This is a genomic window from Pseudomonas sp. LTR0, assembly GCF_036630035.1.
GTDB lineage: Bacteria > Pseudomonadota > Gammaproteobacteria > Pseudomonadales > Pseudomonadaceae > Aquipseudomonas > Aquipseudomonas putida_Y.
Map to the genome: position 1 here is coordinate 4,790,081 of NZ_CP123734.1, position 26,401 is coordinate 4,816,481.

Below are 26,401 nucleotides of genomic sequence, written 5' to 3' on the forward strand. Positions count from 1 at the left end.
TGCCCAGCACATGATTTTTTCGGCCTGCCGCACTCGGTGTTGTGCATCAGCTCCCTCTCGGCTTGGCCCGCGCCGTAGCCTCGGCCACCAGAGGGTCGTCCGGCCAATAATGCTTCGGATAACGCCCTTTCAGGTCTTTCTTCACCTCGGCATAGGTCGTGCGCCAGAAGTTGGCCAGGTCCTGGGTCACCTGCACCGGCCGACGTGCCGGTGACAGCAGGTGAAGCTTGACCTGCTGCCGGCCATTGGCGATGCGCGGGGTGTCGGCAAGGCCGAACAGTTCTTGCAGACGCACGGCGAGAATCGGCGGGGTTTCGCTGTAATCCAGGCGGATGTTCGAGCCGGATGGCACGGCCAGATGCGCCGGAGCCTGTTCTTCCAGGCGTTGCGGCAGCGGCCAGGGCAACAGGTTGCGCAGCATCGACGGCAAGTCCAGCGCAGCAAAGTGGCTGAGGCGCGACACTTTGCTCAGGTAAGGCTGTAACCAGTCTTCCAGGCTGGCCAGCAGGGCCTCGTCCCTAAGGTCAGGCCATTCAGTGTGGCCATCCTTCTCCAGGTCGAGCTGCCGCAGCAGCGCCACACGTGCCTGCCACTGCCGCAGCTCTGGCGTCCAGGTCAGCAGGTTCAAACCTTTGCGCCGGACCAGGCCAAGCAGCGCTCGGGCCCTGGCTTCGTCATCCAGCCTGGGCAGCGGTTCGCGGCTGAGGACCAGTTCGCCCACCTTGACCTGACGTTCGGCGCGCAGCACCTGCTCACGCTCGTCCCAATCCAGGATATCGACTCGCTCAACCGGCTCGGCCAGCACGCCCTCGAGCAACGCGGGATCGAATTCGGCTGCCAGATAGATCCGCTCCTCACGCTGCCCCTGGCGGCTACCCAGGTCAGCGATCACCAGCCATGGGCACTTCATCAAGGCATCGACTTCACCAAACAGGGCCGCACGGCCGTTGGCGAGTCGATACTCAGCCCCGCCCGCCCGGCGCTGCTGGGCGACCCGGTCAGGGTAGGCCAGCGCCAGCAGGGCGCCCAGCCAACGAGGGTGGTCCGGGTCGGCGACCGGCGCACCGACCTTGCCACGCAACAGGCCACGGTATTGGCGGGCCAGCTGGCGAGCACGCTGCACCCCACCCTGGCCACCACGCACAGCCTTGCTCTCACCGCTGACCAGCGCAAGCCGGCTGTGCAAGTCGGCACCACCGCCACGTTGAATGTCCCGCTCCCCCAGCAGCGCAGCCACATCGCATGCCATCTGTGCCAGGCCCAGGTCCTGGCCACGCAGCAACAAATGCGCGATGCGTGGGTGAGCCGGCAGTTCGGCCATGGCCTGGCCATGTTCGCTGAGGTTGTCGCGGCTGCCCGGCTTGAAGGCGCTGAGCCGCGCCAACAGGTCCTGTGCCTGGGCGAACGCTGCAGCAGGCGGCTGGTCCAGCCAGCGCAACTGCTCGGGGGTTACACCCCAGCGCGCCAGTTGCAGGGCCAGCCCGGCCAGATCGGCCTGCAGGATCTCGGCACTGCCATGGGCGGCCAGTTGATCATGCTGGGCCTCGGACCAAAGGCGGTAGCACACGCCAGGCTCCAGACGGCCGGCACGCCCGGCGCGCTGGGTGGCACTGGCGCGGGAAATGCGCTGAGTATCCAGACGGGTCATGCCGCTGCCGGGGTCGAAGCGCGGCACCCGGGCCAGGCCGGCATCGATCACCACGCGTACGCCATCGATGGTCAGGCTGGTCTCGGCGATGTTGGTGGCCAGCACCACCTTGCGCAGGCCCTTGGCCGGCGGGTCGATAGCGGCGCGCTGGGCATTGAGGTCGAGCTCGCCATGCAACGGGCACAGCAGAATCTCGGGGCGTGCCCCCAGGGCGTCCTGAAGGCTTTGGTGAACCCGGCGGATCTCGGCTTGCCCAGGCAGGAACACCAGCACGCTGCCGGCCTGGTCGGCCAGCGCATGCAGCACGCTGTCCACCACCCGTGGCTCGATGAACTCGCCTGGCTGGAACGGCCGCCCCCAGCGGATATCCACCGGATGCATGCGCCCTTCACTGCTGACCACCGGGGCGTCGTCCAACAGCCGCGACAGGCGCTCACCTTCCAGCGTCGCCGACATCAGCAGAATCTTCAGGGGCGGGTCGTCACGTAGCAGCTCGCGGCCGTTAAGGCTCAGCGCCAGCGCCAGGTCGGCATCCAGGCTGCGCTCGTGAAATTCGTCGAAGATCAGCAGGCCCACACCTTCCAGCGCCGGGTCCGCTTGCAGGCGGCGTGTGAGGATGCCTTCGGTCACCACTTCGATACGGGTTTTCGGCCCGACCTTGCTGTCCAGGCGGATGCGGTAACCCACCGTTTCCCCAACCTGCTCGCCCAGCTCACTGGCCAGCCGTTCGGCTGCTGCCCGCGCTGCCAGGCGCCTTGGCTCGAGCATGAGGATGGTCTGCCCGGCCAGCCACGGTTCGTGCAGCAGCGCCAGCGGCACGCGGGTGGTCTTGCCAGCACCGGGCGGGGCTTCAAGCACCACTTCGTCACGGTTTTCCAGAGCCTGGCGCAGGGCGGGCAAGGCAGCATCAATGGGTAATGAAATCATGGTGGTCCTCGAACAGTGTCGCGAGTATAACGGCGAACCCAGCCTGCTCTATCATGGTCTTAGCATCAGGCGCAGGCGCTTCGCTTGCCCTGCTGATTACTTTTCGGAGATTTACATGCGTATCTCGACCCGCGTCATCGGTGGCGCCCTCATCGCCACCCTGCTGACCCAATTGACGGCCTGCGGCACCATTTTCTACCCGGACCGGCGCGGCCAGATCGGCGGCAAGATTGACCCTGTGGTTGCCGCCATGGATGCGATCGGCATCCTGTTCTATGTGATCCCGGGGCTGATTGCCTTCGGTATCGACTTTGCCACCGGCGCCATCTATTACCCGGGTGGCCGTACTGCTCAGGTTGACCCGGCCAAACTGCAAGAAGCCGTCAGCCCCGATGGCAAGGTCGACAACCTGAAGTTGCAGGCCATTCTGGAAAGCGAACTGGGCCAGCGCCTGCCGCTGAACGACCCAAGGCTGATCCAGCACCGCGGCAGCATCGAACAACTGGCCAGCCTGGGCCTGGTCCCGGCAGCCTGATCCACAAGGACACTGTCCACGGATGATCACTACCCCAGCCGAACACCAGCGCCTGCTGCGCCTGGCCACTCGCGCGTCACTGACGGTCGCCAGCATCCTGGTGCTGAGCAAGGCGCTGGCCTGGTGGCTGAGCGGGTCCGTGAGCCTGCTGGCAGGGTTGACCGACTCGGCACTGGACGCAGTGGCCTCGTTCCTCAACCTGCTGGCGGTACACTACGCCCTGCGTCCGGCCGACGACGATCACCGGTTCGGTCATGGCAAGGCCGAGGCCTTGGCCGGTATGGCTCAGGCGCTGTTCATCGGCGGCAGTGCGGTGCTGATCGGGGTGCAGGCGGTCGAGCGCCTTTACACTCCACAACCGCTAGGTGATACCTCCATCGGCATCGCGGTGATGCTGCTGTCGCTGGTGCTGACCGTCGCCCTGCTGGCACTGCAGCACAAAGTGGTCCGGCTCACCGGCTCTACTGCAGTACGGGCAGATTCCCTGCACTACCGCTCGGACTTGCTGCTCAACGGCAGCATTCTGCTGGCCCTGTTGCTGGCGCGCTTTGGCTGGCCGCAGCTGGATGCGCTGTTCGGCCTGGGCATCGCCTTTTACATCCTCTGGAGCGCGCTGCAAATTGCCCGCGAAAGTACGGCGATCCTGATGGACAAGGCCTTACCCGGCGATGTCGGCGAGGACATGGCCGCGCTGGTGCTGGCCGTTGCAGGCGTGAAAGGCGTGCATGACCTGCGCACGCGCGTCTCGGGCAACCAGTGGTTTGTGCAACTGCACCTGGAACTGCCGGGGCACCTGCCGCTGCATGAGGCGCATGGCTTGTGCGTGGAGGCCTCGCGGGTGATCCGCCAGCGTTATCCACAGGCAGACGTGATGGTGCACGCCGACCCGGTATGAGGTAACCACCCATGCCCCACCCCTTGTAGGCGCGGGTTCATCGCGAAAGGGCCGGGGCTGCTGGCCAATTTCCACCCGCCGTTTGCCGTTGCCGCCGCTACCGTATTCGCGGGTAAACCCGCTCCTACAGGGGTTCCGTGCAGGGTTCAGTTGATGCTGTAACCCCGGCCACTGAAACAGGCACCCAGCGCCCGCCGATAGTTGTCGAGCACATTGGCCGCCGGTGCGTAAGTCGCCGTCGCCGGGTCGAAGCCAGACTGGCTCACAGCCCAGCGATGACACTGGTAGCGGTCCTGCTCCTGCTGTTCCTGCCCCTGGCCATACATCGGATAGGCCACCACGTCATACCCGCCATTTGCCGGGGCCACCGGCACGGGCGAAGGCACGCCGACCGGCGGGTTGACCACCACATATTCCTGGCTGTCTGCCAGGTACTGGTAATAGGTATCGGCCACCAGAAAGAACAGCGCGTCACCCAACCACACTTCCCGCGCATAAGGCGGCAGGTAATTGACCCGCACGCCGTACGGCGGGGTCACCACGATGTAATTGCCCCCGTGCGGGCGGTACCAGTAACCCCCGGAGTAGAAATAGTCAGCGCCCCGGTAGGGTACTTTCCAGTAGCGGTCAGAAAAATGGTCCACCCTGTGCCCTGGGCGATACTGCGGCCCAGGCCCCCAGCCATTGCCGTGGCCATCCGGACGCCCCTGCCAGTCGCCACCGGGCCGTTGCCCCGGGCCACCGGCTTGCCAGTGGTGATCATCACCGTGGCGGCGGGGAATGTCCTGGTAATACCCCTGGCGCGGCGGCTGGGTCTGGCGCACTTCGTCGCGCGAGTTGAGCGAGCGCCCCGACGGCCCCTCGCCAGGCCCTTCAGCCAGGGCCCCAAGGCTGATGCTCAAACCTAGCAAACCAACACCTGCCAACTGCCAGATGCGCGACGTCATGGTGTTCCTCTCGGTAGAAAAAACTGCAACCACCGCCAGTCTACCGCGCCCATGACACAGGCCAATTAAATTTCCGGCATGAAAAAAGGGAGGCCACAGGGCCTCCCTTCAGGAATTGTCGTCCGTGCTCGGCACTTGTGGCGCCGGCTCACCTCACACCGTCTTCTGGAGGGTGTGTAGCCCGGGGGCCTGCAGATCCTGTTGGATGGCTGGCCGCGACCGCCCGCCTAGGGCGCGTCGCCGTGGACTGATGTCCGGGCAGTGATTCTGGTGATAAAGATACCGGAGGGGTTGCGACAGAGGATTGCGAAGATTGCTCAGATAAATAGCACTTGCGCAATTTTTCACCCTGGATTGATAATTCGCAGCAATCCGAACAGAAAAGGCAAATGCCATGAGCAAACTTGACCGCTACGACCTGAGCATCCTCGCCGAATTGCAGCGCGATGCGCGCATTTCCAACCAGGAACTGGCCGAACGCATCGGCCTGTCGCCATCGCCATGCTCGCGTCGGGTCAAGCAATTGGAAGACGACGGCTACATCTCGCGCCAGGTGGCCCTGCTCGACCGCAAGAAGCTGGGCTTGAGCCTGACCGCCTATGTGTTGATAGGCATGGACCGCCACACCCCTGAGCGCTTTGAAACATTCGAGGCCGCCATCCGTAACCTGCCGCAGGTGCTCGAGTGCAGCCTGGTCACCGGCATGGATGCGGACTATCAGCTGAAAGTGGTGGTGCCGGACATGGACCACTACCAGAAACTGCTTCTAGGCAGCCTGACGCGTATCGAAGGCGTCACCAGCGTGCGTTCGAGCTTCGTGCTCAACCAGGTACTGGCCAGCACCGAGCTGCCATTGACCCACCTGCGTTAAATGCTCACGCCAGCCGGCGTATAATCGGACGCTCAACCCGCCTGGAGAACACCGATGGATCCCGCCGTATTCGAAGAATGGATGATGATTATCCTGGTCACCGTATTGATCGGTTTCATGGGCTTCATCGTCTGGGACCTGGCGAAAAAGTCCAAGGCAGGCAAGTTCGGCACGCTGATCCTGTTCTTCGTGCTGGGCCTGGGGGTGCTGGCCTTCATCATCAAAAGCGTGGTGGTGGGGTTTCTGGAAGGCGTATAAAACATTTCAGGGCCATTCGCGGGCACGCCCGCTCCCACAGGTTGGGCGCTGCTTTCAAGTACTGCACCGTCCCTGTGGGAGCGGGCGTGCCCGCGAACAGGCCCTGACCTGAACTAGAGCTTGGCAGGGACCTCCCGCCAGCAACCCTGCTCCAGCCCATCCAGCGCCCAGTCACCAATCCGCACGCGCACCAGGCGCAAGGTCGGCAAGCCCACAGCCGCCGTCATCCGCCGCACCTGGCGGTTACGCCCTTCGCGAATCACCAGCTCCAGCCAGCTGGTCGGCACACTTTTGCGAAACCGTACCGGCGGGTTGCGCGGCCACAGCTCGGGTTCTTCCAGGCGCCGCGCCTCGGCCGGCAAGGTCGGCCCATCGTTCAGCTCCACACCATCGCGCAAACGCTGCAACTGCTCGTCACTCGGTTCGCCTTCCACCTGGACCCAGTAGGTCTTGGCCAGCTTGTGCTTCGGGTCGGCAATCCGCGCCTGTAGCCCACCATCGTTGGTCAGCAACAGCAAGCCTTCGCTGTCGCGGTCCAAACGCCCGGCCGGGTATACGCCCGGGATGTCGATGAAGTCCTTGAGCGTCGCGCGCCCTTCACCGTCGCTGAACTGGGTCAGCACATCGAACGGTTTGTTGAACAGGATCAGGCGCGGCTCGGCGGGGGGCGCCTTGGCCTGGCGACGCGGGCCGGCGGCAGGCCGCGCCTGGGGGCGGCGCGGCTTGTTACGGGGTGGCAGTGACATGGATCCTCAGCGGAACGGCGGCTCATCGAAGCTGCGCAGTTTACGCGAGTGCAGCGAGTTGAGCTCGGTGCGCAGCAGGTCGAGGGCGGCAATGCCGATCTTCAGGTGCTGGCTGACCGCCCGGTTGTAGAAGGCGTTGGCCGAACCTGGCAGTTTGATCTCGCTGTGCAGCGGCTTGTCGGACACACACAGCAAGGTGCCGTAAGGCACGCGCAAACGGTAGCCCTGGGCAGCAATGGTGCCGCTTTCCATGTCCACCGCCACGGCACGCGACAGGTTGATCAGCGGGCGTTCCTGGGCCCAGCGCAGCTCCCAGTTGCGGTCGTCGTAGGTCAGCACGGTGCCGGTGCGCAGGCGCTTTTTCAACTGCTCGCCACGCTCGCCAGTGACCTGTGCGGCAGCCTCCTGCAAGGCCATCTGCACTTCGGCCAGGGCCGGGATCGGGATATTCGGCGGCACGACCCGGTCGAGAATGCCGTCACGGCGCATATAGGCGTGTGCCAGCACGTAGTCGCCGATGGTCTGCGACTGCCGCAGGCCGCCGCAGTGGCCGATCATCAGCCAGCAATGCGGTCGCAGCACGGCCAGGTGATCGGTGATGTTCTTGGCGTTGGACGGGCCGACACCAATGTTGACCAAGGTAACGCCATTGCCGTCGGCGGCGATCAGGTGGTAGGCCGGCATCTGGAAGCGGTGCCAGACCACGCTGGCCACCAGAGCCTGGGTTTCGCCATGGTCCATGCCCTTTTCGATCACGACGTTGCCCGGCAGCACCATACGCACGAAGCGCGAGTCGTCACGCAGCTGTTCCAGGCCATGGCTGATGAACTGGTCGACATAGCGGTGGTAGTTGGTCAGCAGGATCCACGGCTGTACATGGCGCCAGTCGCTGCCGGTGTAGTGCACCAGGCGGCGCAGCGAGAAGTCGACCCGCGCGGCATCGAACAACGCCAGTGGCATGATTTCGGCACGGTCCCAGTCGCACAGGCCATCAGCGATGTTGTCGGTGGCCGCCGACAGGTCGGTGCTGGGGAACACCCGCGCCAGCTGCGCAGCGGTAATGCCGCTGCCGGCCAGCTCGTCGCCCTGGTCGACCACATAGGGGTAAGGGATGTTCTGCTCGCTGACGCCGACTTCTACCGTGACGGTGTAGTCATGCATCAGCGGGCGCAGTTGTTCCAGCAGGTAGCCACGGAACGCAGCGGGCTGGGTGACGGTGACGCTGTAGGTGCCGGCAACCTGGACCTTGGCGTAGGCGCGGGTGGTGGCGGCGACTTCGCCATGGCTGTAGTAGGTCAGACGCAGTGCCGGGTAGCGGAACAGGTCGCGCTCATCGGCATCGGGCTCGGTACGGTCCTTCAGGTAACGCTTCAAGGCCTTACTAAGGGCCCCTGTGGCCTGTTCATGCAAGGCCGCCAGACGGTCGACGGCCTGTTCGGGGGTATCAACGACTACAAAAGCGTGGCTCACACTGTGCTTCCTGTCTGGACATGCATGTGATCCATCTTGCCTGCCTTCTTGGTTAAATACACCCCCATTGATCGCTGTTGGGTTGATTCGCGGGCGAGCCCGCTGCTACAGCGGCCAGGCAGGCGTAGCCCTTGTTACCAATGCCATCACATCCACACCTCGCGGCAGCGCCCCATACACCCGGCCACCACCGGCCAAGCGGCTGCCGATAAACGCATCACTGACCTCTGTATTCCCCGCCTCCAGCAGCAGCTTGGCCTGCAACGCCAGGGCAATATCCTCGGTCAGTTGGCGCGCGCGGTACTGCATGTCACCGGTGTCGGCAAACGCCCCCTTGAGGTTGCCGATATGCGCCGCCAGGCGCGGGTCGCCATGCCCGTCACCCAGCTCGGCAAACAGTGCATCGAGCACTCCCGGCTCCTTGGACAAGGCCCGCAGCACATCCAGGCACTGCACGTTGCCCGAGCCCTCCCAGGTCGAGTTGACCGGTGCCTCGCGGTACAGCCGTGGCAGAATGCTGTCTTCCACATAACCCGCGCCACCCAGGCATTCGGCGGCCTCGTTGATCATGGCCGGCGCACGTTTGCAGATCCAGTATTTGCCCACCGCCGTGACCAACCGGGCGAAATGCGCCTGCTGCGGGTCGTCCAGTTGCTCCAGCGCCTGGCCCATGCGCAAGCTCAGGGCAAGCGCAGCCTCGCTTTCCAGGGCCAGGTCGGCCAACACGTTCTGCATCAGGGGTTGCTCATTGAGCACCCGCCCGCCGACCTTGCGATGTGCACAATGGTGGGCTGCCTGCGTCAACGCCTGGCGCATCAGTGCGCTGGAGCCGACCATGCAGTCGAACCGGGTCATGGCGACCATCTCGATGATGGTCGGCACACCGCGCCCCTCTTCGCCAATCATCCACGCCAGCGCACCGCGGAACTCCACCTCGCTGGAGGCGTTGGAGCTGTTGCCCAGCTTGTTCTTCAGGCGCTGGATATAGAACTGATTGCGGTTGTCATCCGGGCGGTGGCGCGGCAGCAGGAAGCAGCTCAGGCCTTTTTCGGTTTGCGCCAAGGTCAGGAAAGCGTCGCACATCGGCGCCGAGCAGAACCACTTGTGGCCAACCAGCTCATAGGCCTGCCCCGGGCCCGGTGCACCGACCGGATAGGCCCGGGTAGTGTTGGCGCGCACATCGGTGCCGCCCTGCTTTTCAGTCATGGCCATGCCCAGGGTGACCCCGGCCTTGTGGCGGTCGCCAATGTTGCGCGGGTCATATTCGCAGGCAAGGACCTTAGGCAGCCAGTACTCAGCCAGCTCCGGCTGCAGGCGCAATGCCGGCACGGCGGCAAACGTCATTGTCAGCGGGCATCCGGTGCCGGCCTCGGCCTGGCTGTGCAGGTAGGTCATCGACGCCCGAGCAACATGGGCACCAGCGCGGGGTTCGGCCCACGGCAAGGAAGGCAGGCCATGTTCGACGGCGGTACGCATCAGCTCATGGTAGGCCGGGTGGAACTCGACCAGGTCGATGCGATGGCCGTAACGGTCGTGGCTGCTGAATTCAGGTTTGTGTGCGTTGGCCAGGAAGCCTGCCTGCATCAGCGGGCCACCGGCCAGGGCACCATAGGCATCGATCCGCGACTCGGCCCAACCTGCACCAAAACGCCGTGACCATTCCTGCAATGGAATGTCGAGGCGGTACAGGTTGGCACCGTCGAGGGATGGCGGCTGGTTGGTGACTTCGTGGGTTTCAGCGTACTGGTGCAGGTTCATTGGAGGGCTCCTGGATCCGGGTAAGCTTGAGAGCCCCAGTGAAGCACTGCTTGCAGGGTAGTCAAAGTGGCATTAATGACTAAACGTGTGGTTGCTGGCGTGCGCGCGCGTGTAGGAGCGGGTTTACCCGCGAATACGGTGGTGGCGGCAACGGTGAACGGTGGGTAGATATTGGCCAGCAGACCCGGCCCTTTCGCGGGTGAACCCGCTCCTACAGCGAGCGCCGCGCCTGCAGCATGGTCGGGCTCATCTGCGCCTGCGAAATCGCCATGTCCAAACTCAACTCGAAGCGGCTACCCAACCCGCGCGTCGATTCATGTGCCAATCTGGCCCCCAACAACTCCCCCATCTGCCGGCAAATCGACAAGCCAATCCCCAAACCGCCATACCGTCGGGTCATCGAACCATCGACCTGGAAGAACCGCTGGTACAGGATCGACTGCTCCAGATCATCGAAACCGATACCGCTGTCGCTGACGGTAAAGGTCAAGGCCAGATCACCCGGCCCCACCCGGCGACCACGCACCTGGATCATCACCCCGCCCTGATGGGTGAACTTCAAACCGTTGTCCACCAGGCAGCCCAGGCAGCGCGCCAGTTTCTGCCCGTCACCGAGCAATTCGTCCGGCAGGTCGGCCGGAATATCCAGGCTCAGGTACAAGCCTTTGCCCAGAGCCTGCCCGGCATAACCGGCGCGCAAGCCCTGCAACAGGGTGCGCAGGCTGAACGGTGCCGGCTGCACCCGCAGGCGGCCGGCCTGCAATTCGGACAGGGTAAGAATGGCGTCGACCATATCCATCATGCCTTGGGCAGACCCCACTGCCGTGTGATGGTACTGAGCCATTTCAACATCCATCGGCAGGGTGTGCATCAGCTCGAGCGAGCCAATCACCCCGTTCATCGGGGTACGCAGCTCATGGGTCACGCTGGCCAGGAACTCGTCCTTCAGGCGATTGCTCCTGGCCAGTTGCAGGTTCAGTTGCTCCAGCGTACGCCCAGTGTCGCGCAAGGTCTGCGCCTGCTGCTCGCGCAGGCTGTTGATGCGGTCGGCCAGGGCCAGCGACAGCAAGGCCACCTCCAGCGCCGAACCCAACTGGCTGGCATACATGGTGATGAACACGTTCGGCAGGTAACCCAACACCATCAAGGTGTTGACCAGGCCGCCAAGCAGGAACGCCGTCCAGGCGATGATGAACCAGCGCGCCACTCGAAAGCCGCGCCACCAGGCGTACAAGCCGGCGCTGAAGATGCTTACGGTGAACAGCAGTGCCAGCAGCGTGGCCATGCGCAGAGCAATGCCGTAGGGCATGCTCACCGCCAGCACCATGACCAGCGCACCACCCAGCATCAGCAGTTGCAACAGGCGGTCGAAACCACGGCTGATGCCGCCCAATTGCAGGAAGTGCCGGGCGAACTGGCAACCGAACAGGCCGGCTGCACCAATGAACAATGGCGTGGAGGCATTCGCCCACCAAGGGCTGTCCGGCCAGAAATAGGCTACACCGGCGCCGTTCACCGAGACCTGGTAAAGGCCGAACGAAGCGATGTAAAGGATGTAGTAGAGGTAGCTGACGTCGCGCACGCTCAGGTAGATGAACAGGTTGTATGCCAGCATCACCAGCAACACGCCGTAGATCATCCCCAGCACATACAGGCGCGTGGGCTGCTCTTCCAGGTAGGCTTCAGGGGACCATAGCGCCAGCGGCGCTTGCACCGACCCTTGGCTGTGCAGCCGCAGGTACGCGGTAGTCACCTTGCCAGGGGGTAATTGCAGTTCGAACAAGTAGTTGTTCTGCCGGATCTGCCGGCTGTCGTAGGGCAAGGCATCGCCGGTGCGCTGTGCCAGTCGGTACATGCCGCTGCTGTCAGGCAGATACAGTTCGAGGTGGTCCAGCGGCGGGTAGGCCAGCTCCAGCAGCCATTGCCGCGGGGCTGCACTGGGCGCGGCAACGGGGCGCAGATCGACCTTGAGCCAGAACACCGAGGTGGAGTAACCGGCGTTCAGCACATCTTCATGATGGGGCTGAAAGTGTTTGGCAAACCCGGGGGCACTGACCTGAGCGATGCTGGCATTGCCATCGGGGTCTTCATAAACCTGCATGGCCTTGCCCAGTGGAAGATGCCGGGTAGCGTCGTCGAAATCGACCGCTCCGGCCAGCACGGGCAGCAAGCCCAGAAGCACAATCAGCAAATAGCGCATACAGCCCCAGCATGGCCTGTCCGGTCGCGTCGCGGTAGCCTCCCATCCGTTTGAGACGACGTGATCCTGCAGAACCCGTTTGTAGAGTTATCCGAGCACTCTAGCATAGCGTCACAACCTGGCAATGGGCCATACAAAAACACAAAGAAAAGGCTCTAAATCAATGCTTTCAATAGAAAAACAAACGACAACCTGACCGATCGATCAGTAAAACTCGTTTGTCGGACGATCCGCCCAAACAGGTTTGGTGGTAAGCTCGCCGACCATGAATACCTACAGCTCCCGCCCCGTTGTCCTCTGTCTCTCCGGCCACGACCCCAGTGGCGGCGCCGGCTTGCAGGCAGATATCGAAGCCCTGATCGCCCAAGGCTGCCACGCTGCACCTGCAGTGACCGCCCTGACCGTGCAGGATACCGTCAACGTTTCCGACTTCCGCGTGCTCGACCGCGAGTGGGTGCTGGCCCAGGCCAACGCCGTGCTGGCCGACTCCACGGTGGCCGCCGTCAAGTTGGGCATGCTCGGCTCGATCGAGATGGTCGACACCGTCGCCGAACTGCTGGCCGCCCACCCCCACCTGCCGCTGGTCTGCGACCCGGTGCTGCGTGCCGGTGGCGGTGGCCGCCTGGGCAAGGACGAAGTGGGCTACGCCCTGCGCGAACGCCTGCTGCCGCTGGCAACCATCGCCACGCCGAACCTGCCGGAAGCACGCATCCTCGCCGAACTGCCCGAAGGCACCGCTGACGAATGTGCCGAGAAACTGTTGCCGTTCTGTAGACACCTGCTGATTACCGGCGGTCACGGCGACGAAGACGAAATCCATAACCGCCTGTACACCCAGGACGGCCAGCACTTCACCTGGACTTGCCAGCGCCTGCCAGGCAGCTACCACGGCTCGGGCTGCACCCTGGCCAGCGCCCTGGCCGGCCGCCTGGCACTCGGCGAGCAGCTGGAAAGCGCCGTGCGCACCGCCCTGGACTACACCTGGCGCACCCTGCGTGACGCCGAGCAACTGGGCAAAGGCCAGTACGTGCCGCGCCGCCTGCCCCTGGACTTCTGCTCCTGATACGAGGCCTTCAATGAAGCTACGCGGTCTGTATGCCATCACCGACAGCCAGCTGCTCGCCGGCCGTTTCCTGTCCCATGTCGAGGCGGCCCTGGAAGGCGGCGTGTGTCTGCTGCAGTACCGCGACAAGAGCGACGATGCAGCGCGCCGCCTGCGTGAAGCGGAAGGGCTGATGAAGCTCTGCGAGCGTTACGGCACCCAGTTGCTGATCAACGACGATGCCGAGCTGGCCGCACGCCTGGGTGTCGGCGTGCACCTGGGCCAGACCGACGGCCCACTGACCCCGGCCCGCGCACTGCTCGGCCGTCAGGCAATCATCGGCTCCACCTGTCACGCCAGCCTCGAACTGGCCACCCAGGCTGCCAGCGAAGGCGCCAGCTACGTGGCCTTTGGCCGCTTCTTCAATTCTGTCACCAAGCCGGGCGCGCCCGCTGCCAACGTCGACCTGCTGCAGCAGGCCCGCGCCCAGGTGAAACTGCCGATCGCGGTAATCGGCGGCATCACCCTCGACAACGCCGCCCCGCTGGTCGCCCACGGCGCCGACCTGGTGGCGGTGATCCACGGTTTGTTCGGTGCCGACAGCGCGCAGGAAGTCACCCGCCGCGCCCGCGCCTTCAACGCCTTGTTCGCATCCTGATTCGAGAGATACTCCCATGTCCCGTTCCGAAGCCCTGTTCGCCCAAGCCCAGAAGCACATCCCCGGCGGCGTCAACTCGCCAGTCCGCGCTTTCAAGAGCGTTGGCGGCACGCCGCTGTTCTTCAAGCATGCCGAAGGCGCCTATGTCGTTGACGAGGACGACAAACGCTACGTCGACTACGTCGGCTCGTGGGGCCCGATGATCCTCGGCCACGGCCACCCGGACGTGCTGGATTCGGTACGCAAGCAGCTGGAGCACGGCCTGTCCTACGGCGCGCCGACCGCCATGGAAACCGAGATGGCCGACCTGGTCTGCTCGATCGTACCGTCGATGGAAATGGTGCGCATGGTCAGCTCGGGCACTGAAGCCACCATGAGCGCCATCCGCCTGGCCCGTGGCTACACTGGCCGCGACGCCATCATCAAGTTCGAAGGCTGCTACCACGGCCACTCCGACAGCCTGCTGGTAAAAGCCGGCTCCGGCTTGCTGACCCAAGGCGTGCCAAGTTCGGCAGGCGTGCCAGCGGACTTCGCCAAGCACACCCTGACCCTGCCGTTCAACGACATCGCCGCCGTCGAGAAGACCCTGGCCGAAGTTGGCCAGACCGTGGCCTGCATCATCGTGGAGCCCGTGGCCGGCAACATGAACTGCGTACCACCGGCACCGGGCTTCCTCGAGGGCCTGCGTGAGCAATGCGACAAGCATGGCGTGGTGCTGATTTTCGACGAAGTGATGACCGGTTTCCGCGTCTCGCTCGGCGGCGCCCAGGGCCATTACGGCATCACACCGGACCTGTCGACCTTCGGCAAGATCGTCGGTGGCGGCATGCCGGTCGGCTGCTTCGGCGGCAAGCGTGAAATCATGGGCTGCATCGCCCCGCTCGGCCCGGTCTACCAGGCCGGCACCCTGTCGGGCAATCCGCTGGCCATGGCCGCCGGCCTGACTACCCTCAAGCTGATCAGCCGCCCAGGCTTCCACGCCGAGCTGACCGACTACACCAGCCGCATGCTCGACGGCCTGCAGCAGCGCGCCGATGCCGCTGGTGTGCCATTCGTCACCACCCAGGCCGGTGCCATGTTCGGCCTTTACTTCAGCGGCGCCGACGACATCGTCACCTTCGAAGACGTGATGGCCAGCGATGCCGAGCGCTTCAAGCGCTTCTTCCACCTGATGCTCGACGGTGGCGTGTACCTGGCACCGAGCGCGTTCGAAGCGGGCTTCACCTCCATCGCCCATGGCGACAAGGAGCTGCAGATCACCCTGGATGCTGCTGAAAAAGCCTTTGCTGCATTGAAGTAATTGCCAGCCTGCGCCGGCCTCTGTGGGAGCGGGCTTGCCCCGCGAAGAGGCCGGTACAGGCAATAATTACGCACGCACAATCAGCTGACTTCCCCAACCAAGCAGAAATTCGAGTAAAACTTTGTAAGGTTGGCGCTGCTTATCCCATAATGTGCCACCAGAGACATTGGCCGCAGCTTTGCAGAGGTAAGTCGATCCCCATGAACCGCACCGGCCGCGCCCTGACCCTGGGCTGCCTGTTGCTTCTTCAGCCCCTGCTGGCCCTGGCGGAGGGCGGTAACTCGTTGCTGATTCCGGCGGCGGGCCGCTGCACCTTGAATGTTCAGCCTGAAGACCTGGCAAACGCCCTCAAGGCCTGCGAGCAGACGGCGACTGCGGGGGATGCCCAGGCGCAATTCGAACTGGGCGAGTATTACTACACGCAAACGCCAAAAAACCTGGACAAAGCCCTGGACTGGTTCCAGAAGGCCTCGCTGCAAGGCCATGCCGACGCCCAATACCGCCTGGGTGCCATGTTCTTCCATGGCGAAGGGGTCAAGGCCAACAACGTGCAGGCCTACATCCTGCTGAAGATGGCTGCGGTCAATGGCGCCGAAGATGCGCTGGACATGGCCGACGAAGTGACCGAGCAAATGCCCCGTGACGAACTGGAGCATGCCACCCAGGTGCTCGGCCAGATTTTCCGCAAGTACCTGCTGGAACTGCAGAACGCCGAAGGGCGCACGCCGTTCTCGCCACTTCCCTGAAGGTCACTTTTCCGGCATTGGCATCGGGAACGGCATCACATTGCCGCCACCCTTGGCCTCGCTGATCTTCGCCGTGCCCAGGCGCTCCACCTCATCGATACGCACAATCGAGTGCATTGGCACGAAACTGCGGACCACTCCGTCGAACTGGCTCTTGAGCTTCTCTTCACTCGGGTCCACTACCAGTTGCGAGCGCTCTCCGAACACGAACTCCTCGATCTCCAGAAAACCCCAAAGGTCACTCTGGTAGATCTGCTTGGCGTACATCTCGAAGACCTGGCCCTGGTTCAGGAAGATCACTTTATAGATGGCGGGTTCGCGTTTGCTCATGTTCGGCCAGATAACACATGCGTAAGAAAAGGTGGGCATGATACCTGTTCTGCCGTCTTCGCGGGTGAGCCCGCACCCAAAGGATCTCCACCGGCCTTGCAGGAGCGGGCTCACCCGCGAAGTGGCCAGAACAGCCCGTACATACCGTTGAACGTTTCAGTGCTTTCGCCACTGCCATTCAAGGGTTATTCTTGAGTTCAACTCCATCGCCGTCGAGCGGCTAAAAACGACCTTGAACGCACCCATAGAACCCCATCGTTTCATCCTCGAACCCTTCGAGGCCCACCGTTTCGCCAACTTGTGCGGCCAGTTCGACGAGCACCTGCGCCTGATCGAACAACGCCTGGCCATCGAGATCCGCAACCGCGGCAATCAGTTCGAACTGATCGGCGAACCCAGGACCACCTCTGCTGCCGAACAGCTGCTGCGCCGTCTCTATCGCGAGACCAAGGCCACCGACCTGTCACCGGAAACCGTGCACCTGTACCTGCAGGAGTCGGCTGTCGAAAACATCGACAACCCGGCCGTCAACGAGGTCAGCGTGTCGCTGCGCACGCGCAAGGGCAACATCCGCCCGCGCGGGCTCAACCAGCAGCGCTACGTCAAGGAAATCCTGGCCAACGACATCAATTTCGGCATCGGCCCGGCCGGTACCGGCAAGACCTACCTGGCCGTAGCCTGCGCTGTGGACGCGCTGGAACGCGAACAGGTGCGCCGCATCCTGCTGGTGCGCCCCGCGGTCGAGGCGGGTGAAAAACTCGGCTTCCTGCCCGGCGACCTGGCACAGAAAATCGACCCGTACCTGCGCCCGCTGTACGACGCCCTGTACGAAATGCTCGGCTTCGAACACGTGGCCAAGCTGATCGAACGCCAGGTGATCGAAATCGCCCCTCTGGCCTACATGCGTGGCCGCACCCTGAACAACAGCTTCATCATCCTCGACGAAAGCCAGAACACCACGCTTGAGCAGATGAAGATGTTCCTGACCCGCATCGGTTTCGGCTCTACCGCGGTGATTACCGGTGACATCACCCAGGTCGACCTGCCCCGTGGCACCAAGTCGGGCCTGGCGCACGTCATCGAGGTGCTGAAGGACGTTCCCGGGATCAGCTTTACCCATTTCCAACCCAAGGATGTGGTTCGTCACCCACTGGTACAGCGTATTGTCGAAGCCTACGACCGCTTCGAAGCCCGCCAGCCCAAGTCCGAGGCGCCTGGCAAAGATGCTTGAACTTGATATCCAACGGGCCACGGATGCTGCCACTCCAGATGACGCCGCCTTTCGCCGCTGGTGCGAATTGGCGCTGCGCCAGCGCAGCGCCGACTCGGAAATGACCATTCGCCTGGTCGACGAAACCGAAGGCCGAGAGCTGAACCACACCTACCGGCACAAGGACTACGCAACCAATGTGTTGTCGTTCCCGGCCGATGTGCCCGATGACCTGCTCGATATCCCGCTGCTGGGCGACCTGGTGATCTGTGTAGCGGTGGTCGAGCGCGAAGCGGCCGAACAAGGCAAATCGCTGGAAGCTCACTGGGCGCACCTGGTCATCCACGGTTGCCTGCACTTGCTCGGCTATGACCACATCGAGGATGAGGAGGCCGAGGAAATGGAAAGCCTGGAACGAGAATTGCTGGCAGAACTGGGTCACCCCGACCCTTATGCCGATGATGAAACCGACCCAATCACACACTGATACACGAAGGATCACGAGAACCGCCATGAGCGAAGATCGATCGAGCAACGGGCAGAAGTCCTGGCTGGGTAAACTGACCCAGGCTTTTGCCCATGAGCCGAAAAACCGCCAGGAGCTGCTTGAGCTGCTGCGCGAAGCCCATCAGAACAAACTGCTGGACAGCGAAGCGCTGACCATCGTCGAAGGCGCCATTCAGGTCGCCGACCTGCAGGTTCGCGACATCATGGTGCCGCGCTCGCAGATGAACAGCATCAAGGCCGGCCAATCGCCCCGCGAGTTCCTGCCGGCGGTGATCGACGCCGCGCACTCGCGTTACCCGGTAATCGGCGAAAGCCACGACGATGTGCTCGGGATCCTGCTCGCCAAAGACTTGCTGCCGTTGATCCTCAAGGAGAACGGTGACAGCTTCAACATCAAGGACTTGCTGCGCCCGGCCACCTTCGTACCCGAGTCCAAGCGCCTGAACGTGTTGCTGCGCGAGTTCCGCGCCAACCACAACCACATGGCCATCGTCATCGACGAATATGGCGGCGTGGCGGGCCTGGTCACCATTGAGGACGTGCTGGAGCAAATCGTCGGCGATATCGAAGACGAGCACGACGTCGAGGAAGACAGCTACATCAAGCCACTGCCCAGCGGTGATTTTCTGGTCAAAGCGCTTACTCCGATCGAGAACTTCAACGAGTTCTTCGACAGCGAGTTCTCCGATGACGAGTTCGACACGGTCGGCGGCCTGGTGATGAGCGCCTTTGGCCACCTGCCCAAGCGCAACGAAACCACCGAGATCGGGTCTTACAAGTTCCGTATTCTCAATGCCGACAGCCGGCGGATACACTTGCTGCGCCTGACTCCGATCACCCGTTAAGGACAAACATGCGTTGGTTCACCCGCCCCGGCTGGCCCGGTAACCTGCTGGCCCTGTCGGCCGGTGCTTCCACCCTCCTGGCCCTGGCGCCGTTCGACTTCTGGCCGTTGGCGGTGTTGTCCATCGCGGTGCTCTACCTTGGCCTGCGCGAGCTCAGCCCGCGCCAGGCCATGTGGCGTGGCTGGTGGTTCGGGTTTGGCCTGTATGGCGCCGGCACCTGGTGGATCTACGTCAGCATGAACACCTACGGCGGCGCCTCGCCGCTGCTGGCAATCGTGTTGTTGTTGGTGTTCTTCGCCGCACTGGCCTGGTTCTTCGCCCTGCCCACCTGGCTGTGGGCGCGCTGGCTACGACGCAACGAAGCACCACTGGCCGACGCCCTGTGTTTCGCCGCCCTCTGGCTCCTGCAAGAGGCCTTCCGCGGCTGGTTCCTGACCGGTTTCCCCTGGCTCTACGCTGGTTATAGCCAACTGGATGGCCCATTGGCCGGCCTTGCACCGCTGGGCGGCGTATGGCTGATTTCCTTCACTCTCGCCCTCACCGCCGCCCTGCTGTGCAACCTGCACCGCCTGCGCACCCGCCCCTCGTTCCTGGCCGTGGCCAGTGTGCTGTTGCTGGCCCCCTGGGTGCTGGGCCTGGCGCTCAAGGGCCATGCCTGGACCATTCCGGCAGGCGAGCCGCTGAAAGTGGCGGCGATCCAGGGCAACGTCGAGCAGGACCTTAAATGGGACCCCGCGCACATCGATGCGCAACTGGCGCTATACCGCGACCTGAGCTTCAGCTCCAGGCCGGTGGACCTGCTGGTGTGGCCGGAAACTGCTGTTCCGGTGCTCAAGGACCAGGCCCAGGGCTACATCGACGTGATGGGCCGCTTCGCCGCCGAGCGGCATTCGGCGCTGATCACGGGGGTGCCGGTGCGTGAAGAAGTGCACCACCAGCGCCGCTACTACAACGGCATCACCGTCACGGGCGAAGGCGATGGTACTTACCTCAAGCAGAAGCTGGTGCCGTTTGGCGAGTATGTACCGCTGCAAGACGTGCTGCGTGGGGCCATCGAGTTCTTCAACCTGCCCATGTCGGACTTCGCCCGCGGCCCGGAAGACCAGCCGCTGCTGCAGGCCAAGGGCTATCAGATTGCACCTTACATCTGCTACGAGGTGGTCTACCCCGAGTTCGCCGCCGGCCTGGCTGCGCGTAGCGACCTGCTGCTGACCATCAGCAACGACACCTGGTTCGGCAAATCCATCGGCCCCTTGCAGCACCTGCAGATGGCGCAGATGCGCGCGCTGGAAGCCGGCCGCTGGATGATCCGCGCCACCAACAACGGCGTGACCGCGCTGATCGACCCCTTTGGCCGCATTACCACGCAGGTTCCACAGTTCCAGCAGGCGGTGCTGTATGGCGAAGTGGTGCCGATGCAGCAGCTGACACCTTACCTGCAATGGCGCTCATGGCCATTGGCGATTGTCTGCACGCTGTTGCTGGGCTGGGCGTTGCTGGCAGGGCGTATTGCAAAAACCGTCTGATTGGCGATACGCGGCCACTGTAGGAGCGGGTTTACCCGCGAATACGGTAGTGGCGGCAACGGTGAACGGCGGGTGGAGATTGGCCGGCAGGGCAGGCCCTTTCGCGGGCAAGCCCGCTCCTACAGGGGATTATGTAAGCCGGTGAATCAGTAAAACACCCGGTACCCCACCAACCCCACCACTTCATTAAGCAGTTGCCCGCTCTGCCACATCGCCCGGCTCTCTGGCAGCAGCCCGCCAAACGGCCGCGCATGATCGCGCCCCAGGAACCCCACCGGCGCCGGCACCACCTCGAACCCCGCCTTTTCAAAACTCCAGCGTGAACGCTGCATGTGCCAGGCCTGGGTCACCAGCACCACCCGACGAATTCCCAAAGGCTGCAGCACCTTGGCCGTCAGCTGGGCATTTTCCCAGGTCGTGCGGCTGGCCTCTTCGCGCCATTTCACCTCGACAGCGAAATCCTCACGCAGGCGATCAGCCATTAGCCTCGCCTCGCTGGGCGGCGTCCCGAAATGCAACCCGCCACTGGTCAGCACTGGCAGGCCCGAGGCCTTGGCCAGACGCGCCGCAAAGCGCATACGCTCCAGCGCCGTGGCCGTGGGCTGGTCTGCGCCGCCCCAGGCCGGATCCCCGCGCTCGCGCCCGGCGCCCAGCACCACAATGGCATCCGCCTGGCTCGCCAGGCGGGCCCAGTCGCTCACGGCCAGCGGCGGCTCACTTTCCAGTACACGGGCGGTTTCCTGCACCACCAGCGGCAGGCTCATCAGCCACAGGCCACCCAATCCTACGGCAAAGCAAAGCGCCGCCAACCGTGGCCGCCGCGTGCGCAGCCACCAGGCCGCAAGCAGCAGCAAGAACAGCAGGCCCGGCGGCATCAGCCATTGTTTGATGAAGAATCGGATCGGCATCGGCCACACCTCCTTGGCAGGTGTGCAGCCTAGAAGGATCGACGCCGGGCAACAAGTGCGTACCGGCGTCGATCGTGAGTTGTGTGATAGTGAAGAACCGGCGCGCGATGGCCTGCACCTGGCGTCCTGAACGGCTAGCGATGCGGCAGCGTCCTGGGTCTCGCCTTGCTGGCGGGGCGTTTCTTGTCCTTGAGCCAGATGATCTTGGCCGACGTCGGCTCCGCTTGTGGGTAACTGCCGACAGCGGCATTGTGGCGTTCCGGGAGGGAGTCCAGGTACGCCTTGATCACTTCAAACTCCGCGTGGCTCAGGCCACGCAACTCAAGCTCAGCTGGCATCTCGTCGCGCAATCGAACCGAGGTCCTGGCCGTTTCCAGTGCCAGGCCAAGCCGGTCGATAAGGCGCTCGTAAAGCTCCGGTCTGATTGCGGGTAGCTGCGTCTCTCCCATCCGTTCACCTCATTGAAGGTAAGAATATCCCCCCCACACCTGAGCTTAGCGTCGCTGCAAAAAGCAGCCGTGTGCCGCGACCAGCGGGCATTCGCAACGAAGGTTTCCCACGATGCTCGGCGCTGCTGTATGCTACGGCGTTCACTCTAAACGACACCGGAGTGCCGGACGCAGCGAGGTTCCGCTGCCTGGAACAAGGTCTCTTCTCTCTCAGCCAAAAGTAGCCATGCACGAACAATACACGCCCCGTGATATCGAAGCCGCCGCCCAGAAGTTCTGGGACGAGCAACAATCGTTCGCTGTGACCGAACAGCCAGGCAAAGACACCTACTATTGCCTATCGATGTTCCCGTACCCGAGCGGCAAGCTACACATGGGCCACGTGCGCAACTACACCATCGGTGACGTGATTGCCCGTTACCAGCGCATGCTGGGCAAGAACGTCCTGCAACCGATGGGCTGGGACGCTTTCGGCATGCCCGCGGAAAACGCGGCGATGAAAAACAACGTCGCCCCGGCCAAGTGGACGTACGAAAACATCGACTACATGAAGACCCAGCTCAAGAGCCTGGGCCTGGCCATCGACTGGGCACGTGAAGTCACCACCTGCAAACCCGACTACTACCGTTGGGAGCAGTGGCTGTTCACCCGCCTGTTCGAGAAAGGCATCATCTACCGCAAGAACGGTACCGTGAACTGGGACCCGGCGGACCAGACCGTTCTGGCCAACGAACAAGTCATCGACGGCCGTGGCTGGCGTTCGGGCGCGCTGATCGAGAAGCGCGAAATCCCGATGTACTACTTCCGCATCACCGATTACGCCGACGAGCTGCTGGAGAGCCTCGACGAGCTGCCGGGCTGGCCTGAGCAGGTCAAGACCATGCAGCGCAACTGGATCGGCAAATCGCGCGGCATGGAAGTACAGTTCCCGTACGACCAGGCCAGCATCGGCCACGAAGGCACCCTCAAGGTCTTCACCACCCGTCCGGACACGCTGATGGGCGCCACCTACGTCGCCGTCGCCGCCGAGCACCCGCTGGCCACCCAGGCCGCGCAGGGCAACCCGGCGCTGCAGGCGTTCATCGATGAGTGCAAGAGCGGCAGCGTTGCCGAAGCCGACATGGCCACCCAGGAGAAGAAGGGCATGGCCACTTCCCTGCTGGTCGAGCACCCGCTCACTGGCGAGAAGCTGCCAGTATGGGTCGCCAACTATGTGCTGATGCACTACGGTGATGGCGCGGTAATGGCCGTGCCGGCCCACGACGAGCGCGACTTCGAATTCGCCCACAAGTACAACCTGCCGGTCAAAGCCGTGGTGCGCACCAGCGCTGGCGACGAAGTCGGCAGCGAGTGGCAGGCCGCCTATGGCGAGCACGGCCAGCTGATCAACTCCGCAGAGTTCGACGGCCTGGACTTTGCTGGCGCCTTCGATGCCATCGAAGCGGCCCTGATCCGCAAGGAACTGGGCAAATCGCGTACCCAGTTCCGCCTGCGCGACTGGGGTATCAGCCGCCAGCGCTACTGGGGCTGCCCGATCCCGATCATCCACTGCCCGTCCTGCGGCGACGTACCGGTGCCGGAAGACCAGCTGCCGGTCACCCTGCCGGAGAACGTGGTGCCGGACGGCGCCGGTTCGCCACTGGCGCGCATGCCTGAATTCTACGAATGCAGCTGCCCGAAATGCGGTGCTGCGGCCAAGCGCGAAACCGACACCATGGACACCTTCGTCGAGTCGTCCTGGTACTTCGCCCGCTATGCCTCGCCAAACTACGACAAAGGCCTGGTCGACCCCAAAGCCGCCAACCACTGGCTGCCGGTAGATCAGTACATCGGTGGTATCGAACACGCGATCCTGCACCTGCTGTACGCGCGTTTCTTCCACAAGCTGATGCGTGACGAAGGCCTGGTCACCTCGAACGAGCCATTCAAGAACCTGCTGACCCAGGGCATGGTGGTCGCAGAGACCTACTACCGCGTTGCCAGCAACGGCGGCAAGGACTGGTTCAACCCGGCCGATGTCGAGATCGAGCGTGATGCCAAAGCCAAGATCATTGGCGCTCGCCTGAAGACCGACGGCCTGCCGGTGGAAATCGGCGGCACCGAGAAAATGTCGAAATCGAAGAACAACGGCGTCGACCCGCAGTCCATGATCGAAGCCTACGGCGCCGACACCTGCCGCCTGTTCATGATGTTCGCCTCGCCGCCCGACATGAGCCTGGAATGGTCCGACTCCGGCGTCGAAGGTGCCAGCCGCTTCCTGCGTCGTGTCTGGCGCCTGGCTCAGGCTCACGTCAGCCAAGGCCTGCCAGGCAAGCTGGATGTTGCCGCCCTGGACGACGCACAAAAAGTCATCCGCCGCGCCATTCACGCTGCCATCAAACAGGCCAGCATCGACGTGGGCCAGTTCCACAAGTTCAATACCGCCATCGCCCAGGTGATGACCGTGATGAACGTGCTGGAAAAGGCCCCGCAAGCCACCGAACAGGACCGCGCCCTGCTTCAGGAAGGCCTGGAAGCCGTTACCCTGCTGCTGGCACCGATCACTCCGCACATCTCTCATGAGCTGTGGCAGCAACTGGGCCATGCAGGCTCGGTGATCGATGCCGCCTGGCCAAGCGTCGACGAACAGGCGCTGGTCCAGGACACCATTACTTTGGTGGTTCAGGTCAACGGCAAACTGCGCGGCCAGGTCGAGATGCCTGCCGCTGCCAGCCGCGAAGAAGTCGAAGCCGCTGCCCGCAGCAACGAGAATGTCCTGCGCTTCATCGATGGCCTGACCATCCGCAAGGTCATCGTGGTACCGGGCAAGCTGGTCAACATCGTCGCCAACTGATGAAAACGCCCACCCGCATTGGCTGCGGGTGGGCGGAACAGGCCCCAAAGGGAGCAACAACATGATTAAACGCAATTTGCTGGTAATCGGCCTGGCGGTCATGCTCAGCGCCTGCGGTTTCCAGCTGCGCGGCACCGGCTCCACCGAGCTGAGCGTGAAGGAAATGGACGTCAGCGCGCGCAATGCCTATGGCCCGACCGTGGTCCAGCTGCGTGAAGTACTGGAACGTAGCGGCGTCAACGTGCATGCCGGCGCACCGTATCGCCTGGTGCTGACCAACGAACAGGAGCGCGAGCGCTCGGCTACCTACAGCGGTGGCAACCGTACCGCCGAGTACGAGCTGACTACCAAGCTGGACTACAGCATCCTGGGCCTGAACAACCTGGAGCTGATGAGCGACAAGCTGGAGGTGCGCAAGATCTACCTGCGTGACGGCTCGAACATCACCGGCTCCGAGCAGGAAGCCGACCGCGCACGCGAAGAAATGCGCCGCGACCTGGTCAACGCCATGGTCGTACGCCTGCAAATGCTGTCCCCAGCCCAGCTGGACGAGCTGCAGCGTAAAGCCGACGAGCGCGCCAAAGCCGAAGCTGACGCGCTGGAGGCTGCACGCCGCCAGCAGGCCGAGACGCCTCAGCAATCGCCATTGGAAGTGCCGGGCAACTAAGCCCGTGAGGGGCGCCCTCGGGCGCCCCGCCTGCTCCCCATGAAGCTCGCCCCCGCCCAACTCAACAAGCACCTGCAAGGCGCCCTGGCACCGGTCTACGTGGTCAGCGGCGACGACCCGCTGCTGTGCCAGGAAGCCGCCGACGCCATCCGCAATACCGCGCGTCAGCAAGGCTTCGATGAACGCCAGGTATTCAGTGCCGACGCCAACTTCGACTGGGGCACCCTGCTCCAGGCCGGCGCAAGCCTGTCGCTGTTCGCCCAGCGCCGCCTGCTGGAACTGCGCCTGCCCTCGGGCAAGCCCGGTGACAAGGGTGCCGCTGCACTGATGGAATACTGTGCCAACCCCGCCGAAGACACGCTGTTGCTGATCAGCCTGCCCAAGCTCGACAGCAGTGCGCAGAAGACCAAGTGGGGCAAGGCATTGATCGAAGGCGCCCATTGCCAGTTCATCCAGATCTGGCCGGTGGATGTGCATCAGCTTCCTCAGTGGATCAACCAGCGCCTGCAACAGGCCGGCCTGTCAGCCCAGCGTGATGCCATCGACCTGATTGCCGCGCGCGTTGAAGGCAACCTGCTGGCAGCTGCGCAGGAAATCGAAAAGCTCAAGTTGCTGGCCGAAGGCAGCCAGATCACCGTGGAAACCGTGCAGGCTGCCGTCGCCGACAGCGCCCGCTTCGATGTCTTCGGCCTGGTCGACGCCATTCTCAACGGCGAGGCTGCGCATGCCCTGCGCATGCTCGAAGGCTTGCGCGGTGAAGGTGTGGAGCCGCCCGTCATCCTCTGGGCCTTGGCCCGTGAGCTGCGCCAACTGGCGGGGCTGGCCCAGCAGTTCAGCCAAGGCGTGCCATTGGACAAAGCGTTCAGCCAGGCCCGCCCGCCCATCTGGGACAAACGCCGACCGCTGGTCAGCAAGGCCCTGCAGCGCCTCTCGGCGCAGCGCTGGGCGCAATTGCTGCAGGATGCCCAGCGTATCGATGCGCAGATCAAAGGGCAGGCAGAAGGTTCGCCCTGGATTGGCCTGGCGCGGCTGTCGCTGCTGATGGCCGGCCAGCGCCTGACTCTTCCTCCCGAGTAACCCCCCACCACAGGGCTGCAAGGCCCAGGTTCTCGACCATAAACACAA

At 63.6% G+C, this 26,401-nt stretch carries 24 protein-coding genes; 15 read left to right on the top strand and 9 right to left on the bottom strand.

The features are described from left to right. Positions 1-46: 46 nt before the first annotated feature. Positions 47-2,575 (bottom strand): ATP-dependent helicase HrpB, encoded by a 2,529-nt coding sequence (hrpB, locus tag QCL51_RS21950; protein WP_338444254.1) that lies wholly within the window; start codon positions 2,573-2,575, stop codon positions 47-49. 115 nt (positions 2,576-2,690) lie between these two features. On the opposite strand from hrpB, the gene QCL51_RS21955 reads away from it, so the two are divergent. Both QCL51_RS21955 and QCL51_RS21960 read left to right on the top strand, forming a co-directional pair. Next, a complete protein-coding gene (locus QCL51_RS21955; RefSeq protein WP_014592516.1) occupies positions 2,691-3,110 on the top strand; it encodes a hypothetical protein in 420 nt (139 codons plus the stop codon). A gap of 22 nt (positions 3,111-3,132) precedes the next feature. Further along, positions 3,133-4,005, top strand: a complete 873-nt coding sequence (locus tag QCL51_RS21960; RefSeq protein ID WP_021784376.1) for a cation diffusion facilitator family transporter — start codon at positions 3,133-3,135, stop codon at positions 4,003-4,005. Between the two features lie 146 nt (positions 4,006-4,151). On the opposite strand, the gene QCL51_RS21965 is transcribed toward QCL51_RS21960, so the two are convergent. Further along, positions 4,152-4,952 (bottom strand): DUF6515 family protein, encoded by an 801-nt coding sequence (locus tag QCL51_RS21965; protein ID WP_028697846.1) that lies wholly within the window; start codon positions 4,950-4,952, stop codon positions 4,152-4,154. A gap of 394 nt (positions 4,953-5,346) precedes the next feature. Here QCL51_RS21965 and QCL51_RS21970 point away from each other — a divergent pair, with 394 nt between their 5' ends. Together QCL51_RS21970 and QCL51_RS21975 are read left to right on the top strand one after the other, a co-directional pair. Beyond that, positions 5,347-5,823 (top strand): Lrp/AsnC family transcriptional regulator, encoded by a 477-nt coding sequence (locus QCL51_RS21970; RefSeq protein WP_003249795.1) that lies wholly within the window; start codon positions 5,347-5,349, stop codon positions 5,821-5,823. 54 nt (positions 5,824-5,877) lie between these two features. Next, positions 5,878-6,081 carry a DUF2788 domain-containing protein gene (locus QCL51_RS21975; RefSeq protein ID WP_003249787.1) on the top strand — a complete coding sequence of 68 codons (204 nt, stop codon included), beginning with the start codon at positions 5,878-5,880 and terminating at the stop codon, positions 6,079-6,081. A 113-nt stretch (positions 6,082-6,194) separates the two neighbouring features. Here the strand turns inward: QCL51_RS21975 and QCL51_RS21980 are convergent, their stop codons facing one another. From QCL51_RS21980 to QCL51_RS21995, 4 genes are all read right to left on the bottom strand, one after another. After that, complete coding sequence (locus QCL51_RS21980) at positions 6,195-6,827, bottom strand: pseudouridine synthase (RefSeq protein WP_014592519.1); 633 nt, start codon at positions 6,825-6,827, stop codon at positions 6,195-6,197. A gap of 6 nt (positions 6,828-6,833) precedes the next feature. Further along, a complete protein-coding gene (amn, locus tag QCL51_RS21985) occupies positions 6,834-8,297 on the bottom strand; it encodes an AMP nucleosidase (RefSeq protein ID WP_084850687.1) in 1,464 nt (487 codons plus the stop codon). Positions 8,298-8,402: 105 nt separating this feature from the next. After that, positions 8,403-10,055, bottom strand: a complete 1,653-nt coding sequence (locus QCL51_RS21990) for an acyl-CoA dehydrogenase family protein (protein ID WP_338444257.1) — start codon at positions 10,053-10,055, stop codon at positions 8,403-8,405. A gap of 211 nt (positions 10,056-10,266) precedes the next feature. After that, on the bottom strand, positions 10,267-12,255 hold the full coding sequence (locus tag QCL51_RS21995; protein ID WP_338444259.1) for a 7TM diverse intracellular signaling domain-containing protein: 1,989 nt from the start codon (positions 12,253-12,255) through the stop codon (positions 10,267-10,269). A gap of 265 nt (positions 12,256-12,520) precedes the next feature. On the opposite strand from QCL51_RS21995, the gene QCL51_RS22000 reads away from it, so the two are divergent. From QCL51_RS22000 to QCL51_RS22015, 4 genes are all read left to right on the top strand, one after another. Beyond that, complete coding sequence (locus QCL51_RS22000) at positions 12,521-13,318, top strand: hydroxymethylpyrimidine/phosphomethylpyrimidine kinase (protein WP_010955404.1); 798 nt, start codon at positions 12,521-12,523, stop codon at positions 13,316-13,318. A 13-nt stretch (positions 13,319-13,331) separates the two neighbouring features. Next, positions 13,332-13,955: a thiamine phosphate synthase gene (thiE, locus tag QCL51_RS22005; protein WP_338444262.1), complete on the top strand. Its 624-nt coding sequence runs from the start codon at positions 13,332-13,334 to the stop codon at positions 13,953-13,955. A 16-nt stretch (positions 13,956-13,971) separates the two neighbouring features. Beyond that, positions 13,972-15,255 carry a glutamate-1-semialdehyde 2,1-aminomutase gene (gene hemL / locus QCL51_RS22010; RefSeq protein ID WP_012053798.1) on the top strand — a complete coding sequence of 428 codons (1,284 nt, stop codon included), beginning with the start codon at positions 13,972-13,974 and terminating at the stop codon, positions 15,253-15,255. Between the two features lie 200 nt (positions 15,256-15,455). Beyond that, the gene (locus QCL51_RS22015; RefSeq protein WP_028697849.1) at positions 15,456-16,001 is read left to right on the top strand and encodes a tetratricopeptide repeat protein; all 546 of its coding nucleotides are present in this window, start codon (positions 15,456-15,458) and stop codon (positions 15,999-16,001) included. A 3-nt stretch (positions 16,002-16,004) separates the two neighbouring features. On the opposite strand, the gene QCL51_RS22020 is transcribed toward QCL51_RS22015, so the two are convergent. Next, the gene (locus QCL51_RS22020) at positions 16,005-16,331 is read right to left on the bottom strand and encodes a DUF1820 family protein (protein ID WP_003249769.1); all 327 of its coding nucleotides are present in this window, start codon (positions 16,329-16,331) and stop codon (positions 16,005-16,007) included. 232 nt (positions 16,332-16,563) lie between these two features. Between QCL51_RS22020 and QCL51_RS22025 the strand changes: the two genes are divergently transcribed. From QCL51_RS22025 to lnt, 4 genes are read left to right on the top strand one after another with little or no spacing between them, the layout of a single operon-like run. Then, the gene (locus QCL51_RS22025) at positions 16,564-17,562 is read left to right on the top strand and encodes a PhoH family protein (RefSeq protein ID WP_021784383.1); all 999 of its coding nucleotides are present in this window, start codon (positions 16,564-16,566) and stop codon (positions 17,560-17,562) included. After that, positions 17,555-18,028 (top strand): rRNA maturation RNase YbeY, encoded by a 474-nt coding sequence (ybeY, locus tag QCL51_RS22030; RefSeq protein WP_021784384.1) that lies wholly within the window; start codon positions 17,555-17,557, stop codon positions 18,026-18,028. Before QCL51_RS22025 ends, ybeY begins: the two co-directional genes overlap by 8 nt. Positions 18,029-18,053: 25 nt before the next feature. Continuing rightward, a complete protein-coding gene (locus QCL51_RS22035) occupies positions 18,054-18,893 on the top strand; it encodes an HlyC/CorC family transporter (RefSeq protein WP_003249762.1) in 840 nt (279 codons plus the stop codon). Positions 18,894-18,901: 8 nt separating this feature from the next. Continuing rightward, entirely contained in the window at positions 18,902-20,419 is a 1,518-nt protein-coding gene (gene lnt / locus QCL51_RS22040) for an apolipoprotein N-acyltransferase (protein WP_021784385.1), read from the top strand. A gap of 146 nt (positions 20,420-20,565) precedes the next feature. On the opposite strand, the gene QCL51_RS22045 is transcribed toward lnt, so the two are convergent. After that, the gene (locus tag QCL51_RS22045) at positions 20,566-21,327 is read right to left on the bottom strand and encodes a YdcF family protein (protein ID WP_028697851.1); all 762 of its coding nucleotides are present in this window, start codon (positions 21,325-21,327) and stop codon (positions 20,566-20,568) included. 134 nt (positions 21,328-21,461) lie between these two features. Next, entirely contained in the window at positions 21,462-21,776 is a 315-nt protein-coding gene (locus QCL51_RS22050) for a hypothetical protein (RefSeq protein WP_021784387.1), read from the bottom strand. Positions 21,777-22,002: 226 nt separating this feature from the next. Here QCL51_RS22050 and leuS point away from each other — a divergent pair, with 226 nt between their 5' ends. The 3 genes from leuS (at position 22,003) to holA (ending at position 26,353) form a co-directional block, all read left to right on the top strand. Next, positions 22,003-24,609, top strand: a complete 2,607-nt coding sequence (leuS, locus tag QCL51_RS22055; protein WP_084850681.1) for a leucine--tRNA ligase — start codon at positions 22,003-22,005, stop codon at positions 24,607-24,609. A 61-nt stretch (positions 24,610-24,670) separates the two neighbouring features. After that, a complete protein-coding gene (gene lptE, locus QCL51_RS22060; protein ID WP_028697853.1) occupies positions 24,671-25,276 on the top strand; it encodes an LPS assembly lipoprotein LptE in 606 nt (201 codons plus the stop codon). Between the two features lie 39 nt (positions 25,277-25,315). Next, positions 25,316-26,353, top strand: coding sequence for a DNA polymerase III subunit delta (gene holA, locus QCL51_RS22065; RefSeq protein ID WP_021784390.1), 1,038 nt, complete (start codon positions 25,316-25,318; stop codon positions 26,351-26,353). Positions 26,354-26,401: the final 48 nt, after the last annotated feature.

Coding starts and splice junctions, on each gene's coding strand:
- QCL51_RS22045 (WP_028697851.1), bottom strand. CDS start 21,327: ATGCCGATCCGATTCTTCATCAAACAATGGCTGATGCCGCCGGGCCTG.
- QCL51_RS21990 (WP_338444257.1), bottom strand. CDS start 10,055: ATGAACCTGCACCAGTACGCTGAAACCCACGAAGTCACCAACCAGCCG.
- QCL51_RS22015 (WP_028697849.1), top strand. CDS start 15,456: ATGAACCGCACCGGCCGCGCCCTGACCCTGGGCTGCCTGTTGCTTCTT.
- thiE (WP_338444262.1), top strand. CDS start 13,332: ATGAAGCTACGCGGTCTGTATGCCATCACCGACAGCCAGCTGCTCGCC.
- QCL51_RS21975 (WP_003249787.1), top strand. CDS start 5,878: ATGGATCCCGCCGTATTCGAAGAATGGATGATGATTATCCTGGTCACC.
- QCL51_RS22035 (WP_003249762.1), top strand. CDS start 18,054: ATGAGCGAAGATCGATCGAGCAACGGGCAGAAGTCCTGGCTGGGTAAA.
- QCL51_RS21960 (WP_021784376.1), top strand. CDS start 3,133: ATGATCACTACCCCAGCCGAACACCAGCGCCTGCTGCGCCTGGCCACT.
- hemL (WP_012053798.1), top strand. CDS start 13,972: ATGTCCCGTTCCGAAGCCCTGTTCGCCCAAGCCCAGAAGCACATCCCC.
- QCL51_RS21965 (WP_028697846.1), bottom strand. CDS start 4,952: ATGACGTCGCGCATCTGGCAGTTGGCAGGTGTTGGTTTGCTAGGTTTG.
- hrpB (WP_338444254.1), bottom strand. CDS start 2,575: ATGATTTCATTACCCATTGATGCTGCCTTGCCCGCCCTGCGCCAGGCT.
- QCL51_RS21955 (WP_014592516.1), top strand. CDS start 2,691: ATGCGTATCTCGACCCGCGTCATCGGTGGCGCCCTCATCGCCACCCTG.
- lnt (WP_021784385.1), top strand. CDS start 18,902: ATGCGTTGGTTCACCCGCCCCGGCTGGCCCGGTAACCTGCTGGCCCTG.
- QCL51_RS21980 (WP_014592519.1), bottom strand. CDS start 6,827: ATGTCACTGCCACCCCGTAACAAGCCGCGCCGCCCCCAGGCGCGGCCT.
- QCL51_RS22020 (WP_003249769.1), bottom strand. CDS start 16,331: ATGAGCAAACGCGAACCCGCCATCTATAAAGTGATCTTCCTGAACCAG.
- QCL51_RS21970 (WP_003249795.1), top strand. CDS start 5,347: ATGAGCAAACTTGACCGCTACGACCTGAGCATCCTCGCCGAATTGCAG.
- holA (WP_021784390.1), top strand. CDS start 25,316: ATGAAGCTCGCCCCCGCCCAACTCAACAAGCACCTGCAAGGCGCCCTG.
- lptE (WP_028697853.1), top strand. CDS start 24,671: ATGATTAAACGCAATTTGCTGGTAATCGGCCTGGCGGTCATGCTCAGC.
- QCL51_RS21995 (WP_338444259.1), bottom strand. CDS start 12,255: ATGCGCTATTTGCTGATTGTGCTTCTGGGCTTGCTGCCCGTGCTGGCC.
- leuS (WP_084850681.1), top strand. CDS start 22,003: ATGCACGAACAATACACGCCCCGTGATATCGAAGCCGCCGCCCAGAAG.
- QCL51_RS22000 (WP_010955404.1), top strand. CDS start 12,521: ATGAATACCTACAGCTCCCGCCCCGTTGTCCTCTGTCTCTCCGGCCAC.
- QCL51_RS22050 (WP_021784387.1), bottom strand. CDS start 21,776: ATGGGAGAGACGCAGCTACCCGCAATCAGACCGGAGCTTTACGAGCGC.
- ybeY (WP_021784384.1), top strand. CDS start 17,555: ATGCTTGAACTTGATATCCAACGGGCCACGGATGCTGCCACTCCAGAT.